The following is a 19,626-nucleotide window of genomic DNA, read 5'->3' on the forward strand; positions in this document are numbered from 1 at the left end:
TGTTTAATAGAGTAACGTTGAATTAGTGTGGAATGTCACGATGACCTTGCAATGACCATAGACGTAAATAATTACGTGCATGAGTTGCTTTTTCTATCAATAATGCGTCGTTTTGAACGTTGTTAAGGATAGCATTATCTATAAATAACTGCATAATTGGTTGAATCAATTCAGGCGTAGGTATCGTACGTAAAAGCATAATGATTTCATTCACATACTTTTCCTTCTCAATATCATTTGCCATGTTGATTTGCTTGCGTAGATAACTGGTAAACTCTTTAATCGCTTTATCAGATTTCAAATAGTGATGTCTATCATAATAGATTAATTCTTCAACAGAAGCTGGTACATAGTATCCTTCATCAGAAATATCAATGCCTGACGCCTCAGACTCGACAACATCAAATAACACAGGGTGAAAAACGAAGTCATCTTCAATATAATATAGCTCAGTACCAGCTAAAGTATCTAAGCTATATTGTAACTCTTCTTTACTAAAAGTAGCGTCATAAAATCGTTGTAATAGATATAGTAGATGATTAGTTGATAAAATACCATACAAGTTTACAGAACCAAGTATAATACGAAGAGGTAAAATATCTTTTTTATCTATTAATCCTTTTTTAATTTCAGAAATCAATTGAGTGATTGCATCATTTCTTAAGCTATCAGTTGTACCAAAGTCTTCAAAATCGTCATCTTTAATTAACATATCTAAGTCAACTTCGTCATCCATCATTGATAATTTTAACGCGTTTTCAAACTCTGATAAACTATTCTCAATTGTTTGTTCATTAACAAATTGATTTACAGCTTTCTTAATATCACCATTGCCGACTTGATTCACGAAATTTTCAATATGTTTACGCACGTCATTTGGTAAAATAAGACAATCATATTCAAAGTCGTAATAATAATAAAAATGACTAGTTAAAAAGTTATCGAAGTTTATTAATTGTAGCTTTTCAAATTCAATTAGTTCATTGTTTAATCGGTAGTTAGCATCATTTTCAAGTATGCTAGAAAGAATGTCAAACTCAAATAGAGTAGCATTAGAAAACACTTGTTCAATGATATGATTATTGTTGAAAAATGCTGACATAATTAATTCAACAAGATGTTGTTTATTTTTATTAGAAAATCCCTTGATACCATACTGTCTGCAAATTGACTTTAGCTCGTTATTAGTTTTTAACAGTAAAGCTTGTTCTAATGTGACGTCGTTTAAGCGCGTATGTTGTCTTACACGAAACACTTTTTCATTTAAATTCATATGGTTTATTGTATCTAACGATTCGAATTCACCATATGCATTATCTAGTACCTCTGAATTGATATATCTTAAAAAGAAATTATTTACAAAGAACTCATCTTCGTTAAGTTGATAAACAAAACCTAGGTGATTTGTTAGCTTTAAAATATTAACATCACGGCTATTTACGATTGTGACAGGGTTACCCTTAGATATTAATGTTTCTATAAATCTTTGTTCTGAATTATCCATATCATGATAAATTTTATGTATATTTTCAGTACGAAAAGCATGTATTGTGACTTCAAATCCTTCTTTTTGGCTCGATAAATTAAAATATTCACATGCGTTTTGTAATTTTTCAGGGTATATAAAATGAACGTCAATCATTTTTGCGCACCTCGTTGTATATATTAAGTTTATCATAACATGATTTTATGTCAGGATAAAAAAATAACAGCATCTTAACAAATGTAAGATACTGTCAGCGAAACAAAGAAAACTTTAGTTTCTGATAATATAGTCAAAGGCATTTAATGCTGCATTTGCACCTGCGCCCATTGAAATAATAATTTGTTTGTTCTTCTGATCTGTGACATCGCCAGCTGCAAATATACCAGGAACGTTTGTATTATTGTTGCGATCAATAACAATTTCACCACGTTCGTTTAATTCAACAGCATCTTTTAACCATGATGTATTTGGAAGTAAACCAATTTGAACAAAGATACCATCTAAGTTAAGTAGATGTTCTTCGCCAGTACTCATGTCTTCGTAACGTATACCAGTAACATGGTCTTCTCCAACAACTTCAGTAGTTTTGGCATTTGTTTTGATGTCAACATTTGATAATGAACGTAAACGATCTTGTAACACGTTATCAGCTTTCAATTCGCCAGCGAATTCGAATAATGTAACATGATTAACGATACCAGCAAGGTCAATTGCTGCTTCAACCCCAGAGTTACCGCCACCGATTACTGCTACGTCTTTATTTTCAAATAGAGGTCCGTCACAGTGCGGGCAGAATGCAACACCTTTATTAATCAACTGTTCTTCACCTGGAATGTTTAGCTTACGCCATCCTGCACCAGTAGCAATAATGACTGTTTTACTTTCTAATACAGCACCATTTTCTAACGTAACTTTAATTGCTTCGTCAGTCTTTTCAATATCTGTAGCACGAATGCCTGTCATTGCATCAATGTCATATTGTTCAATGTGCGCTGCTAAGTTAGAAGAAAATTCAGAGCCAGTAGTTTCTTTAACAGTAATGAAGTTCTCGATACCAGCAGTATCATTTACTTGACCACCAATGCGGTCAGCAACTATACCAGTACGTAAACCTTTACGTGCTGTGTAAATGGCTGCACTACCACTAGCCGGGCCACCACCAACGATTAAGACATCATAAGGTTCTTTATTTTCAAACTCAGATGCGTCTGCTGTACTACCTAATTTAGAAAGTATATCTTGAATTGTCATACGACCATTGCCAAACTCTTCACCATTTAAAAAGACAGCAGGAACTGCCATGATGTTTTCAGATTCTTCACGGAACACTGCACCATCAATCATAGAATGCGTGATGTTCGGATTAATCACACTCATTAAGTTAAGTGCTTGAACGACATCAGGACATTTTTGACACGTTAAACTGATGAAAGTTTCGAAATGGAATGAACCTTCTAAGTTTTTAATTTGATCAATAATAGATTGTTTTTCTTTAGGTGCACGACCGCTAACTTGTAAAATTGCTAAAACAAGTGAGTTAAATTCATGACCCAATGGAATACCTGCAAATGTTACACCTGTTTCTTCGCCAGGACGATTGACTTCGAAACTTGGTGTGCGTTTTAAAGATTTTTCAGAAAGTGATAGTCTAGGTGACATTTCAGTTATTTCTGTTAATAAATCTTTAAGTTCTTTGGATTTGTCATCTGAACCAAGGCTGGCAACGAATTCAACGTTGCCCTCCATTAGTTCTAATAGTTGTTTAAGTTGTTGTTTTAAATCAGCATTAAGCATGTTTGTAATGCCTCCTTAGATTTTACCTACTAAATCTAAACCAGGTTGCAATGTTTTAGCGCCTTCTTCCCATTTAGCTGGACATACTTCGCCTGGGTTTTTACGTACGTATTGAGCTGCTTTGATTTTGTGAGCTAATGTGCTAGCGTCACGACCGATACCGTCAGCATTAATTTCTGATGCTTGTACAACACCGTCTGGGTCGATAATGAAAGTACCACGTTGAGCTAAACCAGTAGCTTCATCTAATACATCAAAATTACGAGTGATTGTTTGTGATGGATCACCAATCATAGTGTAAGTAATTTTGCTGATTGCATCAGAGTGGTCATGCCATGCTTTGTGCACGAAGTGTGTATCAGTTGAAACTGAGAATACATTTACGCCTAATTTTTGTAATTCTTCATATTGGTTTTGTAAATCTTCTAATTCAGTTGGACAAACGAATGAGAAGTCAGCAGGATAGAAACATACTACGCTCCATGAACCTTTTAAATCTTCTTCTGTAACTTCTTTAAATTGATCTTTTTTTGGATCAAAAGCTTGCGCTGTAAATGGTAAGATTTCTTTGTTAATTAATGACATAAATATCTTCCTCCTAAGAATTTAAGTGTGAATTAGAACTATTTAATTGATTGTGCTTAATTATAATAATTCTAATCTCTTAGTTAGCATTATTACATTTTGATTCAGAATAGTCAACTGGATAACTTTGTAAAATAAATGATTACTTTTAAATTGGGGTAATATATTAAAAAGTGCTTTGAGAATGGTTTTTACAGTGAAATCAGCGAATATTAACGAATATAATTAATACCGTGACTTTAATGTAAAATATGTAAAGAAATAAATTGAGTATTCTCAACTAAGTCAACCTTATTGATAATGGTGTGAGAATATTGGTTAGAGATAAATAGAATATGAAGACAACGACTGTACATTAAAGTGATGCGCAATATTTTGATTAGTTTAATTATTATCGTATAAGCAAATAATTGCTATAAAAAACTTTGTACGTGTACAATTGCAATATGAAGATTTTTAATAAAATGTAAAATGTCGAGGAGTGGGTAATGTGTCAGATCATGTTTATAATCTCGTGAGAAAACATCATTCAGTAAGAAAGTTTAAAAATAAACCATTAAGTGAAGGTGTTGTAAAAAAATTAGTTGAAGCAGGTCAAAGTGCTTCGACATCAAGTTTCTTACAAGCATATTCAATTATTGGAATTGATGATGAAAAAATTAAAGAAAACTTACAAGAAGTTTCAGGGCAACCTTATGTTGTAGAAAATGGTTACTTATTTGTTTTTGTAATTGATTATTATCGTCATCATTTAGTTGATCAGCATGCTGAGACTGATATGGAAAATGCATACGGCTCAACGGAAGGTTTATTAGTAGGCGCGATTGATGCAGCATTAGTGGCTGAAAACATTGCGGTTACCGCTGAAGATATGGGGTACGGCATTGTCTTTTTAGGTTCATTAAGAAATGATGTTGCACGTGTCCGTGAAATATTAGACTTACCTGATTATGTCTTCCCATTGTTCGGTATGGCAGTTGGGGAACCTACAGATGATGAAAATGGGGCAGCAAAACCACGCTTACCGTTTGAACATGTCTTCCATCATAATAAGTATGATGCTACTAAAGAAACACAATATGCAGAAATGGCAGATTATGATCAGACAATTAGCCAATATTATGACAAGCGTACAAATGGTGCCCGCAAGGAAACATGGTCACAACAAATTGAAATGTTCTTAGGAAACAAAACAAGACTTGATATGTTAGAACAATTGAAAAAAGCTGGCCTTATCCAGCGATAACAAGATACAAAAATGACCCGCCCCCACAAGCTTAAAATGATAAGTATAGCTTGTGGGGGCGGGTATTTCTTGCAATGAATTAATGTGAAGTTAATGCAGCATCATCGTTAGATTCAAATGTATCTTTATCCCAATGTTTAGTTAACTTAGCGGTACCTGTACCAGCTAGCATTGCATCGTTCACATTTAATGCGGTTCTACCCATATCAATTAATGGTTCAACCGATATGAGCACACCGGCTAAAGCAACAGGTAAGTTTAACGTTGACAATACCAATATAGATGCGAATGTCGCACCGCCACCGACGCCAGCAACGCCAAATGAACTGATGATCACGACAGCAATTAACGTGACAATAAATTGTAAATCAATTTCTACATTAGCAACAGGTGCGACCATAATTGCAAGCATGGCAGGGTAAATGCCAGCACAACCATTTTGCCCGATAGATAGGCCAAATGTTGCTGCAAAATTGGCAATTCCCTCCGGTACACCTAGACGTCTTGTTTGTGTTTGAACATTCAGCGGTAAGGCTCCCGCGCTTGAACGAGATGTGAATGCAAAGATTAATACTTCTAAAGTCTTTTTAACATAACGGATAGGACTAATGCCTAACACACTTAAGATGATTAAGTGGATAATATACATAGTGATTAATGCAGCGTACGATGCGATTAGAAATTTTCCTAAAGTCCAAATTGCTCCAAAGTCACTCGTAGATAATGTGTTAGCCATAATTGCTAATACTCCGTATGGCGTTAATCTTAAGACAAACGTCACAATCGCCATAACTAATGAATAGATAGCATCAATAGCACGTTTAAGCAATTCGCCGTGTTCAGGCTGTTTGCGAGCTACACGTAAATAAGCGAATCCCACAAATGATGCAAAGATAACTACTGCAATCGTTGAAGTTGCACGTTGCCCTGTAAAATCTAAGAATGGATTTTTCGGTAATAGCTCCAAAATTTGTTGTGGTAACGTATGCGCTGTTAAATCTTTAGCTTGTTTGGCAATTTCACTGCCTCGTGCTTGTTCAGCGTTGCCAAGATTAATAGTTGACGCATCTAAACCAAATAGTAAAGCATATACGACACCGACAATTGCAGCAATTGTTACGGTACCGATTAGAAACATAAAAATGAAACTACCAATTTTTGCGAACTTTTCTCCAATTTGAATTTTAGTAAAAGCAGCTACGATAGAGATAAAAATTAAAGGCATTACTATCATTTGCAATAATGCGACATACCCTTGACCTACAATGTTGTACCAATCACTTGTGGATGTAATGATATTCGAGTTTGTACCGTAAACCAGATGCAATAACACACCGAATACAATGCCGATACCTAAAGCTGTGAATACACGTTTGGCAAATGATACATGTTTTCGAGCCATTAAATGTAATACTATGATGAAAATGACTAACGCAACAATATTAACAACGGTTAAAAAAGTATTCATGAACGACACTCCTTAAATTTAAAATATAATTCCGACTATTGTACTAAGAATAATATTGTTTATAAAATATTTCAAGAGGGCATTTGTAAATTAACTTAATTATAATGAAATTAGACCAATGGCATAGGGGATGGAAGAATCAATAATCATAAATTTGGTAGAGAGGAATGGAAAAGTGAATGGAGTGATGAGTTAGTCAATTAAAGTTGATGGTAGGAAATTGTAATAGTGTATTAATTGTAATAAAGAAAAATGTTAGTTAAAGAAGTAACGATAAAATATTTGTACGGAATAGAAGAAAGAAAGTCTGTCATGTATACAAACGTAACCTTCGAATAGAATTGAAGAGAATGTAATATAAACGACGTTTCTAACACAACATGTTAATGAATCATAAGGTAATAAAATAATACCTATGAAAAGCCTTCAATTAAAAGCTCCAATCTAATAAAGTGTGACAATACTGTTTAATTAAAAGTATTATGCTGTGCAGGTGGCAGTTCGAAAGCTACCGTAAACAAATAATTTGATTTCAGCAAAAGGCGTTTGTTGTGAATGTGAATATGAGCGTGCGTGATTGCTAAATAACTATCGCAGCCAAACATCTAAATTTAATAGGCTTATAAAGATTGAATTTATAAATAAGTTCAATTAAGCCATCCCACTCAAAAGTAACATACTACAAAAATTTATTCAAAATTAAATTTTAATCATAATGAATAATTAAAAACCTGAAACAAATTAACTTGTTCCAGGTTCAATGAATTGATTATTAAATTTATGGTTAAATATCAGCTTTAAGGATTGAATATTGCATTTGCGCTCAAACTGCTTGTCGTTATTACAACATTATAAATTGAATAAACGTGCGAAGAATCCTTTTTTCTCTTCTTGCGGTTTAGATTCTGTAGTTTCAGATTCTGAACCATTATCTTTTTCTGATTTCGATTCTGCTGAATCATTTGATGCTGCTTGTTCAGACGCATCGGCGTGTGCTTCAGCTACTTGTTGTTCGGCATCATGTTGTGCCTCAACTGCAGCGCCATTGTCTGAAGCTTCAGCTGCCTTTTCATTTTTAGACTGTTCAACATTTGCTTTTTCAATGGCTTCTGTTGCAGAAATTTGATCGTGTTTATCTACTTTGGTAGCAGTATCATCATTTGCCTTGTCAGCTTTAGCATCCGTTGCAACACTTGCTTCAGAAGTTGCTGGATCTTTACTTTCAACTTTTTCATCAGTTGCCACATTTGTTTCAGCTTTAGCTGTTGATTCTGCTAAAACCTTAGCTTGAGAAGCTTGAGCTTCTTGAATGGCTTCTTGTGATGTTTGAATCGCTTTTAATGATTCGCTATTAGAATCAATTTTAGTAGTAAGTTGATTTTGAAGTTCTTTTAATTCTTGTTGTTGTTGATGTACTTGATTCATCATTTGACCTAGTAAATGACGCTCTTCTCGCATTTTTTGAATTTCTAGACGTAAATCTTCTACCAGTTGTGCAACATTTTGATTGGTAGGTAAATGTTTATCATCGTTTTTAACAATGACTTGCAGGAAGTCCTTCTCTTTTTCCAATTCATCAAACGCCAAATCATAACTATTTGTTTGTTTTACTTTGTCAGCGATGTCTTTGAAAAGCTCGATATCTTCTTCTTTGAAGTCTGTTGCTTCACGACCGCGGTATTCAGTCTTGCTTAATTGGTAACCACGTTCTTCTAAATGTTGGACGATTTTACGAACCTGTTTCTCACTTAGTTCAACGCGTTGTGCAAATTCTTTTGTTAACATACTTTAAAGTCCTTTCTGCATATACTTTATGTATACTGACGTTTGTCTACGGGCAGTGAAACGTCAGTCTTGCTTCATACATAGTTTAAACGTTATTGTTAGTGATTTCAAGTTTGTTTAAAATGGCTTGCGTAAATCCATTTCCTCTAATAATGCATAAATAATATCGCGTGAAATACCATTAGCAAACACATACTTTAAAATATAGTTTGATTTCACACTTGTACCATATATATCTTTAGTTAATTTAATGTTTTTCTTTAAAAACAAATCAACTTTTTTAGCATGACCATCATTGCTTGGGTGAATGTAGTCAATTTCAGTTTGTCTTTCGAACTGGTGTTCATACAAGAATTGTCTGCGATGTTCGATGATGAGACCATTTTCTTTTGTTAAGTCTGCTGGTTCTTTCGGAACTTCCATCATTAAAAAATTAATATCTCTTGAGTGAACAATATTTGATAATACATTTAGTTCATGCTCAATTTGATGGAGTGTTTGTGTCATTAACTCGTCGTGGTTGGGTAGGTCTTTTGCAAATAAATAAATTAAAAATGCTGCATTGGTTGTAGCTTCATAATGTGCGGTTGCTAAACTAACTACAGCATCATTTTCTAAGCCTACGATAAAGACATAATCGTTTTCAGTTTTGTTGTTTTCTAATGAGTGCTTAATCATACGTTTATCTTCAGTTAACGATAGATTCAACTTAGTATCATAAAGTTGAAGCGCTTCATTATAATGTGGATCTTTGACAGATTGAATGGTTTTAAATTCCATAAGAACACCTCCCCAATTTATTTAATATTATAGCATAATTGACTGTTGTAATAGACGGTTCATTTACTTTTAAAATGATAAAAAAACTGTACTATCAATCATCTGACAGTACAGTAATGCTTTCATGAATTATAGTTTGATTAATTAAGCTTTAGGACCTTTAGACGCTTCAGCAAAATGTGTAATATCAACTTCTTCATAAGCTGAATTATGTTCTTGTACTTCTTTATGTGATGAATGGTCGCGTACAGCTACAACTAACATTTTATTGTCTAAAATAGGTTGTTTATATTTTTCTAGTTCATCAGGTGCTAAATTGTAGCGTGATAAAACTGCGTGTTCACCATCTTCACCTGTTAACAATTTAGTCATTCTATCGCTAAATGTGCCGCTTGTTGAGATAAGGGAGATTTCAGAATCGTGTAAGTCATTTAAATGTAATTTACTTTTGCTAATAATTGCTAATTCTGTTTCTAAATAACCTTCAGACTTTTTTTGATTGATTACATTGTATAATTCGCCAGTGTCATTTACTACAGTTATATCTGCCATAATTGTCGCCCCTTTAAAAATTTGTTTATTTAATCTTTTACCCTTCTTATTATAAAGTAAAACCCTTTCATTATTAAATTATAAGCTCTCATTTTCACCATATGCATTTGCATGTTTATAAATCTATTAAAAGATTACTTAAGCAGTTATTGAAAAAATGCCGAAAATTTGCTATTATCGTTAAATAATTTACATAAACTCATATAATCTAAAGAATATGGCTTTAGAAGTTTCTACCATGTTGCCTTGAACGACATGACTATGAGTAACAACACAATATAAGGAGTAGCTTCAGCCATTAAATTGTAACCATGAATGGATGATTTATATCATTTTATAAGATTGGAGACAGTTTACTTGATGAAACTTCTTTTACATTGATTGCATGACGAATTCGTGATGCATGTTCGTTCACTCATAAACCCTGAAACTATTATATAGTTTGGGGATTTTTTTGTATCTAGCACCAATTTTAAGAGCAAAATGTTTCACACAAATCTGAGGAGGTTTTAAGAGTGGAGTTACTAGGACAAAAAGTAAAAGAAGACGGCGTTGTCATTGATGAGAAGATATTAAAAGTCGATGGATTTTTAAATCATCAAATTGATGCAAAGTTAATGAATGAAGTAGGTCGTACCTTTTACGAGCAGTTTAAAGATAAAGGAATCACTAAAATTTTAACCATTGAAGCTTCAGGAATCGCACCAGCAATTATGGCTGCACTTCATTTTGATGTGCCATGCTTATTTGCGAAAAAAGCGAAGCCTAGTACTTTAACAGATGGTTATTATGAAACATCTATTCATTCATTTACGAAAAATAAAACAAGTACAGTCATTGTTTCGAAAGAATTTTTATCTGAAGAAGACACAGTACTCATTATCGATGACTTTTTAGCAAATGGTGATGCATCTTTAGGTTTATATGATATTGCACAACAAGCGAATGCTAAGACTGCTGGTATTGGTATCGTTGTTGAAAAGAGTTTCCAAAATGGGCATCAACGTCTAGAAGAAGCAGGTTTAACAGTATCTTCTCTCTGCAAGGTGGCTTCACTAGAAGGAAATAAAGTGACATTGGTGGGAGAAGAATAATGAAAAATTTAATCCTAAGTGTTCAACATCTTTTAGCTATGTACGCAGGAGCCATCTTAGTTCCAATTATTGTTGGTACAAGTTTGAAATTTACACCTGAACAAATCGCTTACTTAGTTACAGTAGATATATTTATGTGTGGTGTCGCCACATTTTTACAAGCCAATAAAGTAACAGGAACAGGATTACCAATTGTTCTTGGATGTACATTCACGGCTGTGGCACCCATGATATTAATCGGTCAAACAAAAGGCATCGATGTGTTATACGGATCGCTATTTTTATCAGGGATATTAGTTATTATCATCGCGCCTTTCTTTTCACATCTAGTAAAATTCTTTCCACCAGTAGTAACGGGAAGTGTTGTGACAATCATTGGTATCAATTTAATGCCTGTAGCTATGAATTACTTAGCTGGAGGTCAAGGTGCTAAAAACTATGGAGATGTTAAGAACATTTTATTAGGTTTAATGACATTAATCATTATTCTTATTTTACAACGATTTACAACTGGATTTATTAAAAGTATTGCTATATTAATTGGTTTAGTAATCGGAACGATAGGTGCTGGTTTACTAGGAATGGTAGATGTAAGTCAAGTCAATCATGCCGGTTGGTTAGGGATTCCAGTACCGTTTAGGTTCTCAGGATTTAGTTTTGATGTGACATCGACGTTAGTGTTCTTTATTGTAGCTATCGTTAGCTTGATTGAGTCGACAGGTGTCTATCATGCATTAAGTGAAATTACCGGTAAAAAGTTAGAAAGAAAAGATTTTCGTAAAGGTTATACTGCGGAAGGTCTAGCGATTGTGTTAGGTTCTATATTCAATTCATTTCCGTATACGGCCTATTCGCAAAATGTAGGACTTGTTTCTTTATCCGGTGCGAAGAAAAATAATGTTATATACGGCATGGTCGTGCTATTACTTATTTGTGGGTGTATACCTAAACTTGGGGCATTAGCGAACATCATTCCGCTACCTGTGTTAGGCGGTGCCATGATAGCTATGTTTGGCATGGTAATGGCATATGGTGTTAGTATATTAGGACATATTGATTTTAAAAATCAAAACAATTTATTAATTATCGCTGTATCAGTAGGATTAGGTACTGGTATAAGTGCGGTACCACAAGCGTTTAAAGGTTTAGGTGAACAATTTGCATGGTTGACTCAAAACGGTATTGTTTTAGGAGCAATCGCAGCAATTATTCTTAATTTCTTTTTTAATGGAATAAAGTATAAACAAACAGAAGAAAATGTGAAATAATATAACTAATTAATTTGAAAAATGGAGGCTGTTTTTAATGTGGGAAAGTAAATTTGCAAAAGAATCATTAACGTTTGATGATGTGTTATTAATTCCAGCACAATCTGATATTTTACCGAAAGACGTTGATTTAAGCGTACAATTATCAGACAAAGTTAAATTAAACATTCCAGTTATTTCTGCTGGTATGGATACAGTAACTGAATCTAAAATGGCGATTGCTATGGCTCGTCAAGGTGGTTTAGGTGTTATTCATAAAAATATGGGCGTTGAAGAACAAGCGGACGAAGTTCAAAAAGTAAAACGCTCAGAAAATGGTGTCATTTCAAACCCATTTTTCTTAACACCAGAAGAAAGTGTTTATGAAGCGGAAGCATTAATGGGTAAATACCGTATTTCAGGTGTACCAATTGTTGATAATAAAGAAGATCGCAACTTAGTAGGTATTTTAACAAATCGTGACTTACGTTTTATTGAAGACTTCTCAATTAAAATTGTAGATGTAATGACGCAAGAAAATTTAATTACAGCTCCAGTAAATACAACACTTGAAGAAGCAGAAAAAATTCTCCAAAAACATAAGATTGAAAAGTTACCATTAGTTAAAGATGGTCGTCTAGAAGGTCTTATTACTATTAAAGATATTGAAAAAGTTATCGAATTCCCTAATGCAGCAAAAGATGAACATGGTCGTCTACTTGTAGCCGCAGCAATCGGTATTTCAAAAGACACTGATATTCGTGCTCAAAAATTAGTCGAAGCAGGTGTGGATGTCTTAGTTATCGATACAGCACATGGTCACTCTAAAGGTGTTATCGATCAAGTGAAACATATTAAGAAGACTTACCCAGAAATCACTCTAGTAGCAGGTAACGTAGCAACTGCAGAAGCAACAAAGGATTTATTTGAAGCGGGTGCAGACATTGTTAAAGTCGGTATCGGTCCAGGTTCAATTTGTACAACACGTGTTGTAGCTGGTGTTGGCGTACCACAAATTACAGCAATTTATGATTGTGCAACGGAAGCACGTAAACATGGTAAAGCTATTATTGCTGATGGTGGTATTAAATTCTCAGGAGATATCATTAAAGCATTAGCTGCTGGTGGTCATGCGGTTATGTTAGGTAGCTTATTAGCAGGTACTGAAGAAAGTCCAGGCGCAACAGAAATCTTCCAAGGTAGACAGTACAAAGTATACCGTGGTATGGGCTCTTTAGGTGCGATGGAAAAAGGTTCAAACGACCGTTACTTCCAAGAAGACAAAGCGCCTAAGAAATTTGTTCCTGAAGGTATTGAAGGACGTACGGCATATAAAGGTGCGTTACAAGATACAATTTACCAATTAATGGGCGGTGTGCGTGCTGGTATGGGTTATACTGGTTCACACGATTTAAGAGAATTACGTGAAGAAGCACAATTCACACGTATGGGTCCTGCTGGTTTAGCAGAAAGCCATCCGCACAATATTCAAATTACGAAAGAATCACCGAACTACTCATTCTAATTAAGATAAAGGAGAACGACAAATATGGATATGGCAAAAGAACAAGAGTTAATCCTTGTCTTAGACTTTGGTAGCCAATACAATCAATTAATTACACGCCGAATTCGTGAGATGGGCGTTTATAGTGAATTACATGATCATGAAATTTCAATTGAAGAAATTAAGAAAATGAATCCAAAAGGTATCATCTTATCAGGTGGTCCAAATTCAGTTTATGAAGAAGGTTCATTTACAATTGATCCGGAAATATATAATTTAGGAATTCCAGTACTTGGTATTTGTTACGGCATGCAATTAACTACTAAATTATTAGGTGGTAAAGTTGAGCGTGCTAATGAACGTGAATACGGTAAAGCAATCATTAATGCGAAGTCAGATGAGCTATTCGCTGGCTTACCAGCAGAACAAACAGTTTGGATGAGTCATTCTGATAAAGTTATTGAAATTCCAGAAGGCTTCGAAGTTATCGCTGATAGCCCAAGCACAGACTATGCAGCAATTGAAGATAAGAAACGTCGCATTTATGGTGTGCAATTCCATCCAGAAGTACGTCATACAGAATATGGTAATGATTTATTAAACAATTTCGTACGTCGTGTTTGTGATTGTAAAGGTCAATGGACGATGGAAAACTTTATCGAAATCGAAATTGAAAAGATTCGTCAACGCGTAGGCGACCGCCGTGTATTATGTGCGATGAGTGGCGGCGTAGATTCATCTGTTGTAGCTGTACTATTGCATAAAGCAATTGGTGATCAATTAACGTGTATCTTTGTAGACCATGGCTTGCTTCGTAAAGGTGAAGGCGACATGGTTATGGAGCAATTCGGTGAAGGTTTCAACATGAATATTATTCGCGTTAATGCGAAAGATCGTTTTATGAATAAATTAAAAGGTGTTTCAGATCCTGAACAAAAGCGTAAAATCATTGGTAATGAATTTGTATATGTGTTTGATGATGAAGCATCAAAACTTAAAGGTGTAGACTTCCTTGCGCAAGGAACACTTTATACAGACGTCATCGAATCAGGTACAAAAACAGCACAAACAATCAAATCACACCACAATGTTGGTGGATTGCCAGAAGATATGGAATTCGAATTAATCGAACCAATCAATACATTGTTTAAAGATGAAGTACGTAAATTAGGTATTGAATTAGGTATTCCAGAACACTTAGTGTGGAGACAACCATTCCCAGGACCTGGTCTTGGTATCCGCGTACTTGGAGAAATTACTGAAGATAAATTAGAGATCGTTAGAGAATCAGACGCAATTTTACGCCAAGTGATTAGAGAAGAAGGTCTTGAAAGAGAAATTTGGCAATACTTCACAGTACTACCAAACATTCAATCAGTAGGTGTTATGGGAGACTACCGTACGTATGACCACACAGTAGGTATCCGTGCAGTAACATCTATCGACGGCATGACAAGCGACTTTGCACGCATCGATTGGGAAGTCTTACAAAAGATTTCAAGTCGTATCGTAAACGAAGTAGACCACGTCAACCGCGTAGTCTATGACATTACATCAAAACCACCAAGCACAATTGAGTGGGAATAATTATATATAGCAAATGATAGGCTGGAGTTACCGTTATTATGCGGTTTCCAGCCTTTTTTGGTGATCTAACGAATGCGGAAGTTGGTGATGAAACAGAAACGAAAGAAGTTGTAGTAAAGCGTGGAGAATATAAAGAGAATACACAAAGTGGCAAAGTACAGTTGATTTATAATGAACATGTTGAACTGATAGAGGTACCTATTAAGCTTAGTGATTGTATAGAAGCTCGTGATATGTGTTAGGTAAGTACCATTAACTATTTACAGATAAGCATGATGTAAGTGGGAATTTACCTATATTCATTAATATCAGAGAATGGGACGGAGTTGGCGAAGAGTTAAATAAAGCTGTAAAAGAAGTTTCTGCCGCTAATCCAAGTCACCCTGTGATAGTGGATGATATTCCGTTAGAGGATTGAAATGAAAAGGAAGTGGGGCAGAAATGATATTTTTACAAAATTCATTTCGTTGTCCCACTCCGGCTTGTATTGTCTGTAGAAATTGGCGTTCCAATTTCTCTATGTTGCCCGCCAACTTGCACATTATTGTATGCTGACTATTCGTCAGCTTCTATGTTAGGATCCTCACCCAAACTCGCATTGTTTGTAGTATTTCTTTACGAAATTCTCTGTGTTGGGGCCCCGCAGTCAACTACTAACAATATAAGATTGTAGAGCCTACGATTTTGATTTTCTGTCCTGGGCTTGGTTTCTTATTCTTATTAAATAGTAATTAAAAATCTATACTATTTATATTGAAATTTTTATTTATGGTTATGCCATAACTACTTTGTATTTCCGGAACTAAACTTTGCAATATTGGGTAATAGTTATTAGCGAAACCAATAATAATGGAATTAATCACATTGATACTAAGTTCTTTATCTTCAGGTAATGCATTTTCTATTATTGTGATTAAGTCTATATATTTTATTTCATCAGAATTTTTATGTGCTAAATACTTCATAAAATCAGTTTGCACTTTTTCGAAAACGCTATATCTTAAGTCCATTTGTACAAATATTAAGCTGACAGTTTTAGTTTCGAATTGACTTTGACCCAAAACTGAAGCAAGTTCTTCTATTGATTGATATAGCAATCTGATATCGCCGTTATCTTCAAGCATATGAAACACTCCTTTATCATTTTAGAATAACCATGCAATGGCTTCTTTGACTACAGTTGAGATTATTCCAGCATCACCTTTACTTAGACCGGCATTTATTGCGCCTCGTTTAACCGCATCGCCGACAGAGTTAGCTGGTACTTCTGACCATTTTAGCAATGGTTTCAATTCTTTTACAATACCTGAATACCCTTTATCAAAAATAGTTGCAGCTTTTTTGCCACCAACTTGTTGTATGACATTTTTTGCTTTGCCCCTATTATTAATAATTAGCTTTATAGCAGTTTTAACTACTTTTGTTCCGCCAATTCGTTGTTGTGCTTCTGGATTCATTGTCAAGTTTGGATTGCGATTAATTTTCACGCCATTTATATTTTCATAACTTTGGTGAGCAGTTTTTGTATTGTTTGGCTGTATTTCATTTGCGTTAGTTAAAGGTGAAACAGACGTTAATATAACGGCAGTCAAGACTAGTGAACCAATAGTTTTTGTGATTTTCATTATACATTTATCTCCTTTAATAGTGAATTTGCAAAGCCAAATGATTGAAATATAAGTAAATAATCATTAAAAAACAAAGTGAGTGAAAGGTCCTAATTCGTATAACTAGCATTTAATAATTTAATTAATCGTTTGCACCAAAATAGAAAATGCCACTTAACACAATTATTAAAAGTAATGTAACTATGAAAGAAGTCCAAGCTAATACAAGTGAACATATTAAAAGTACTAATGAAGTGACTATTTGTAAGAACCCAAAAAGTAAAGATTTCATTATATAAGCAAAATAAATAGTTAGTGAAAAAATTGCTACAGCAAGTAACATTAGCCCTATGATTTTCAAAATTCCAGTTGTGTAGCCAGTAACTAATAAATTTTGCACATGAACTTGATTACCATATTGTCATCCCGTTCATAAAATAGTTTAGAAGAGATTGCTATTAAATTTAATTGTTTTGCATAAGTGTCAGAATATTATTCTTAACTGTTAAGAGTCGTTAATTTATTTAAATCCATTAAGATTGTTAGAGATTATTATGCGCTGAGAAACGCCACTGTTACAGTGGAAGATGAATTTGTGTAACTAGATATGTTAATCGTAAATGTGGCGTCGTGAAACACGACTTCAAACATCGAGGACCAATCTATCTTTGAGATTGGTTGAAGATTGAAACATATGTAAGAAAATGACATAGTTTATGGAAAGCTCGATAAGTAATTGAAAAATCAATCTAGATTGAAATCATGCATATCGTTTAATAAAATTTTTCGGAGAAATAAAAACTTACTAAAAACGAAAAGGTTTATTTGATTTATTTACTTGTATATTGTAAAAGGTTACAATGAGTCTATAGATCATGTAGAGAACTCTATTATGCCTTTTGAGTATATGTGGGGTTCTTTCTTTATATATAAAAGGAGTTCGGAGTGGCAACACTAAAAGATGTGAAGACTGGTAAAAAGGGAATTTTGCCATAAACTGGAAAAGATAAAAATGGTAAAAATGTTACGTTAATTTATTTTGAAAAAGACGGTAAATTTGCTTTTTATGTACAGAAAGAACAAAAAGAACGAGGAGTAGGAAAATGCGTTTCTGGTATAGCAGGTGGTGCAGTGACAGGAGGTACTACCTTAGATCTTGCGGGTGCTGGAGTCGGAACAGTTACCATTCCAGTAATTGGAACCGTTAGTGGCGGTGTAGTTGGAGCTGTTGGTGGAGGTCTAACCGGTGGAGCCACATTCTGCTAATATTGTAGGAGTGATACCATGAAAAAATTTTTAAATATATGGGTATGTTCGTTCTTATTTTTAGTAATAATATCATGGGTGATAATTAGTATAAAATTTGGTAATATCAGCACGACTCAAATATTAATTTCAAATCTGTTTATATTTATCGCTTATATACTATATTTAGTTAAGTTCATTCGTTTCAAAAAAAGATGAAAATACGTTTTTTGACCAAAACGTAATTGTGATAGCATATGAAAAATGAGTAGTTTATCATTTTTTAATCTAATATACTACAAAAATTTTACTTATGAAGCGAAAATAGCGTGCAAGTAACGCGTAAATAAAAAAACGACCTAAATCCCTTTAAAAACAAGGATTAGGTCGTATTTATTTGATACTGAAATTGTCTAACGAAAATAACATGTAAGTAACGTGCAAATAAAAAATCATGCGTAACATGGTATATATTTTATATGCCAGGGTAAAGCTTACGAACCTACAGGTTTGAAATATTCTTCAACAACTCCGTCTTTTATAAATCTTGAAATAACTGAGTTTTTTATTTTTACGTTGTTTTGGATTGTCTAAAATAAGTCATACATAGTCTGTTTTAACCCTTACTTAAGTTTGTAAAATGCAGAAATAAGTTTCCCATTTTTAGTTATTTTTTTCTTGGTATATTTTAAAACCACAATTATTGCAATAAAATTCTTTCAAATTCTTATTATCATACCAATCAACACAAATATGTCTTAGTGCAGTACGATCATAAATTTCAGAACCAATAGATAAGGCATAGTCCATTACAATTTCTCCTGGTATATGCTTTTTGTGTTTATCACTCCTACCTAATTTAGTTATTAATAATGCTTGAAATTCTCCATTCTTTTTAGCATCAGACGAGATTTTTCTTTTCGTTTTTCCACTAGCGTCTTTTTCAAGCTTTATATTTACAATTTTTAAGCAGAAGTATCCCATTATTTCAAGGTCTGATTTATCTATAATTAAATACGTACGTATGGAATTTTGATCGTTCAATGTTATTGCTTTATGTTTTAGGAAATGTGCTATTGAAGGGTTTAAAGATGTTTGGAATTTCTTGGTTTCTTGACTTATATAGTTATGAAAGAGGGCGTTGTCCTTTATAGCATTTCTAAGATCAGAAATGCTATAAATAAAGTGATTAAGAATTTTTGTTTTCATGTAATTTAAGAAATGGATTTGTTTTTTGTGGGTTATTTTTAATTCTGTTCTTAAATGGTTTGAATTTTGCGGTTGCAAATATGATAGCTGCTTCTTTTGACAAAGTAATAGAACCTTTTTCTTCTGGTACCATGATATTCACTCCTTGTACAATTCGATTTAAATCTTATAAAATAATTTTACTATACAAAATAGGTTGTGTAAATAGTTTCTTATTGTTACCAAATAACTTTTTTTGGAGGCATTATGTAATACCAATCAACACCAAAGTCTTTATGTCCTCATTCCTTTTGCTACTACATATATTGTTAATAATATTGAAATTATAAACTTATAGTGTTAATATTTAATTACAGGCAATATAGTTAACGGACTCATGAGAGTAGGAACCCAACCATACGGGAATTTCAAAATCATGGGTTTTTTGTTTTAAAGGA

Annotated in this window: 18 protein-coding genes, 1 pseudogene and 1 riboswitch; of the genes and pseudogenes, 7 read left to right on the forward strand and 12 right to left on the reverse strand. The window is 33.7% G+C overall.

Annotation, left to right across the window (positions count from 1 at the left end; all coding sequences use genetic code 11):
* Positions 1-22: 22 nt before the first annotated feature.
* From SAMSHR1132_RS14055 to ahpC, 3 genes are all read right to left on the reverse strand, one after another.
* Positions 23-1,642, reverse strand: coding sequence for a hypothetical protein (locus tag SAMSHR1132_RS14055; protein WP_000567596.1), 1,620 nt, complete (start codon positions 1,640-1,642; stop codon positions 23-25).
* Between the two features lie 114 nt (positions 1,643-1,756).
* A complete protein-coding gene (gene ahpF / locus SAMSHR1132_RS01820) occupies positions 1,757-3,280 on the reverse strand; it encodes an alkyl hydroperoxide reductase subunit F (RefSeq protein WP_000930491.1) in 1,524 nt (507 codons plus the stop codon).
* A gap of 15 nt (positions 3,281-3,295) precedes the next feature.
* Positions 3,296-3,865: an alkyl hydroperoxide reductase subunit C gene (gene ahpC / locus SAMSHR1132_RS01825; RefSeq protein ID WP_000052780.1), complete on the reverse strand. Its 570-nt coding sequence runs from the start codon at positions 3,863-3,865 to the stop codon at positions 3,296-3,298.
* Between the two features lie 490 nt (positions 3,866-4,355).
* On the opposite strand from ahpC, the gene nfsA reads away from it, so the two are divergent.
* Positions 4,356-5,111 (forward strand): oxygen-insensitive NADPH nitroreductase, encoded by a 756-nt coding sequence (nfsA, locus tag SAMSHR1132_RS01830; protein ID WP_001279736.1) that lies wholly within the window; start codon positions 4,356-4,358, stop codon positions 5,109-5,111.
* A 79-nt stretch (positions 5,112-5,190) separates the two neighbouring features.
* On the opposite strand, the gene SAMSHR1132_RS01835 is transcribed toward nfsA, so the two are convergent.
* The 4 genes from SAMSHR1132_RS01835 to SAMSHR1132_RS01850 all read right to left on the reverse strand — a co-directional run bounded on the left by SAMSHR1132_RS01835 (position 5,191) and on the right by SAMSHR1132_RS01850 (position 9,696).
* A complete protein-coding gene (locus SAMSHR1132_RS01835; RefSeq protein WP_001091366.1) occupies positions 5,191-6,579 on the reverse strand; it encodes an L-cystine transporter in 1,389 nt (462 codons plus the stop codon).
* A gap of 849 nt (positions 6,580-7,428) precedes the next feature.
* Positions 7,429-8,364: a prolipoprotein diacylglyceryl transferase gene (locus SAMSHR1132_RS01840; RefSeq protein ID WP_000956129.1), complete on the reverse strand. Its 936-nt coding sequence runs from the start codon at positions 8,362-8,364 to the stop codon at positions 7,429-7,431.
* 117 nt (positions 8,365-8,481) lie between these two features.
* Positions 8,482-9,144 carry a hypothetical protein gene (locus SAMSHR1132_RS01845; RefSeq protein WP_000394708.1) on the reverse strand — a complete coding sequence of 221 codons (663 nt, stop codon included), beginning with the start codon at positions 9,142-9,144 and terminating at the stop codon, positions 8,482-8,484.
* Between the two features lie 144 nt (positions 9,145-9,288).
* A complete protein-coding gene (locus SAMSHR1132_RS01850; protein ID WP_000763776.1) occupies positions 9,289-9,696 on the reverse strand; it encodes a general stress protein in 408 nt (135 codons plus the stop codon).
* Between the two features lie 179 nt (positions 9,697-9,875).
* A riboswitch (purine riboswitch) is annotated at positions 9,876-9,978 on the forward strand.
* Between the two features lie 233 nt (positions 9,979-10,211).
* Here SAMSHR1132_RS01850 and xpt point away from each other — a divergent pair.
* From xpt to SAMSHR1132_RS01875, 5 genes and pseudogenes are all read left to right on the forward strand, one after another.
* Entirely contained in the window at positions 10,212-10,790 is a 579-nt protein-coding gene (xpt, locus tag SAMSHR1132_RS01855) for a xanthine phosphoribosyltransferase (protein WP_000421410.1), read from the forward strand.
* Positions 10,790-12,058, forward strand: a complete 1,269-nt coding sequence (gene pbuX, locus SAMSHR1132_RS01860) for a xanthine permease PbuX (RefSeq protein WP_000793030.1) — start codon at positions 10,790-10,792, stop codon at positions 12,056-12,058. The genes xpt and pbuX overlap by 1 nt, the downstream gene beginning before the upstream one ends.
* 37 nt (positions 12,059-12,095) lie before the next feature.
* On the forward strand, positions 12,096-13,562 hold the full coding sequence (gene guaB, locus SAMSHR1132_RS01865) for an IMP dehydrogenase (protein WP_000264071.1): 1,467 nt from the start codon (positions 12,096-12,098) through the stop codon (positions 13,560-13,562).
* A 24-nt stretch (positions 13,563-13,586) separates the two neighbouring features.
* Positions 13,587-15,128 carry a glutamine-hydrolyzing GMP synthase gene (guaA, locus tag SAMSHR1132_RS01870; RefSeq protein WP_000366938.1) on the forward strand — a complete coding sequence of 514 codons (1,542 nt, stop codon included), beginning with the start codon at positions 13,587-13,589 and terminating at the stop codon, positions 15,126-15,128.
* A 65-nt stretch (positions 15,129-15,193) separates the two neighbouring features.
* Positions 15,194-15,546 (forward strand): annotated as a pseudogene (locus SAMSHR1132_RS01875) (terminase small subunit); the annotation flags it as partial.
* Positions 15,547-15,859: 313 nt separating this feature from the next.
* Here the strand turns inward: SAMSHR1132_RS01875 and SAMSHR1132_RS01880 are convergent.
* The 3 genes from SAMSHR1132_RS01880 to SAMSHR1132_RS14060 all read right to left on the reverse strand — a co-directional run bounded on the left by SAMSHR1132_RS01880 (position 15,860) and on the right by SAMSHR1132_RS14060 (position 17,135).
* On the reverse strand, positions 15,860-16,252 hold the full coding sequence (locus SAMSHR1132_RS01880; protein WP_000888762.1) for a hypothetical protein: 393 nt from the start codon (positions 16,250-16,252) through the stop codon (positions 15,860-15,862).
* Between the two features lie 21 nt (positions 16,253-16,273).
* Entirely contained in the window at positions 16,274-16,753 is a 480-nt protein-coding gene (locus tag SAMSHR1132_RS01885) for a hypothetical protein (protein WP_000705124.1), read from the reverse strand.
* Positions 16,754-16,877: 124 nt separating this feature from the next.
* Positions 16,878-17,135 (reverse strand): hypothetical protein, encoded by a 258-nt coding sequence (locus SAMSHR1132_RS14060; RefSeq protein WP_160149168.1) that lies wholly within the window; start codon positions 17,133-17,135, stop codon positions 16,878-16,880.
* A gap of 731 nt (positions 17,136-17,866) precedes the next feature.
* Between SAMSHR1132_RS14060 and SAMSHR1132_RS14350 the strand changes: the two genes are divergently transcribed.
* On the forward strand, positions 17,867-18,001 hold the full coding sequence (locus SAMSHR1132_RS14350) for a hypothetical protein (RefSeq protein ID WP_014373773.1): 135 nt from the start codon (positions 17,867-17,869) through the stop codon (positions 17,999-18,001).
* A 642-nt stretch (positions 18,002-18,643) separates the two neighbouring features.
* On the opposite strand, the gene SAMSHR1132_RS14195 is transcribed toward SAMSHR1132_RS14350, so the two are convergent.
* The gene (locus SAMSHR1132_RS14195) at positions 18,644-19,189 is read right to left on the reverse strand and encodes a hypothetical protein (protein WP_014373774.1); all 546 of its coding nucleotides are present in this window, start codon (positions 19,187-19,189) and stop codon (positions 18,644-18,646) included.
* Positions 19,170-19,322 (reverse strand): hypothetical protein, encoded by a 153-nt coding sequence (locus SAMSHR1132_RS01905; RefSeq protein ID WP_000248846.1) that lies wholly within the window; start codon positions 19,320-19,322, stop codon positions 19,170-19,172. The genes SAMSHR1132_RS14195 and SAMSHR1132_RS01905 overlap by 20 nt, the downstream gene beginning before the upstream one ends.
* Positions 19,323-19,626: the final 304 nt, after the last annotated feature.

The organism is Staphylococcus argenteus (assembly GCF_000236925.1).
Classification (GTDB): Bacteria; Bacillota; Bacilli; order Staphylococcales; family Staphylococcaceae; genus Staphylococcus; species Staphylococcus argenteus.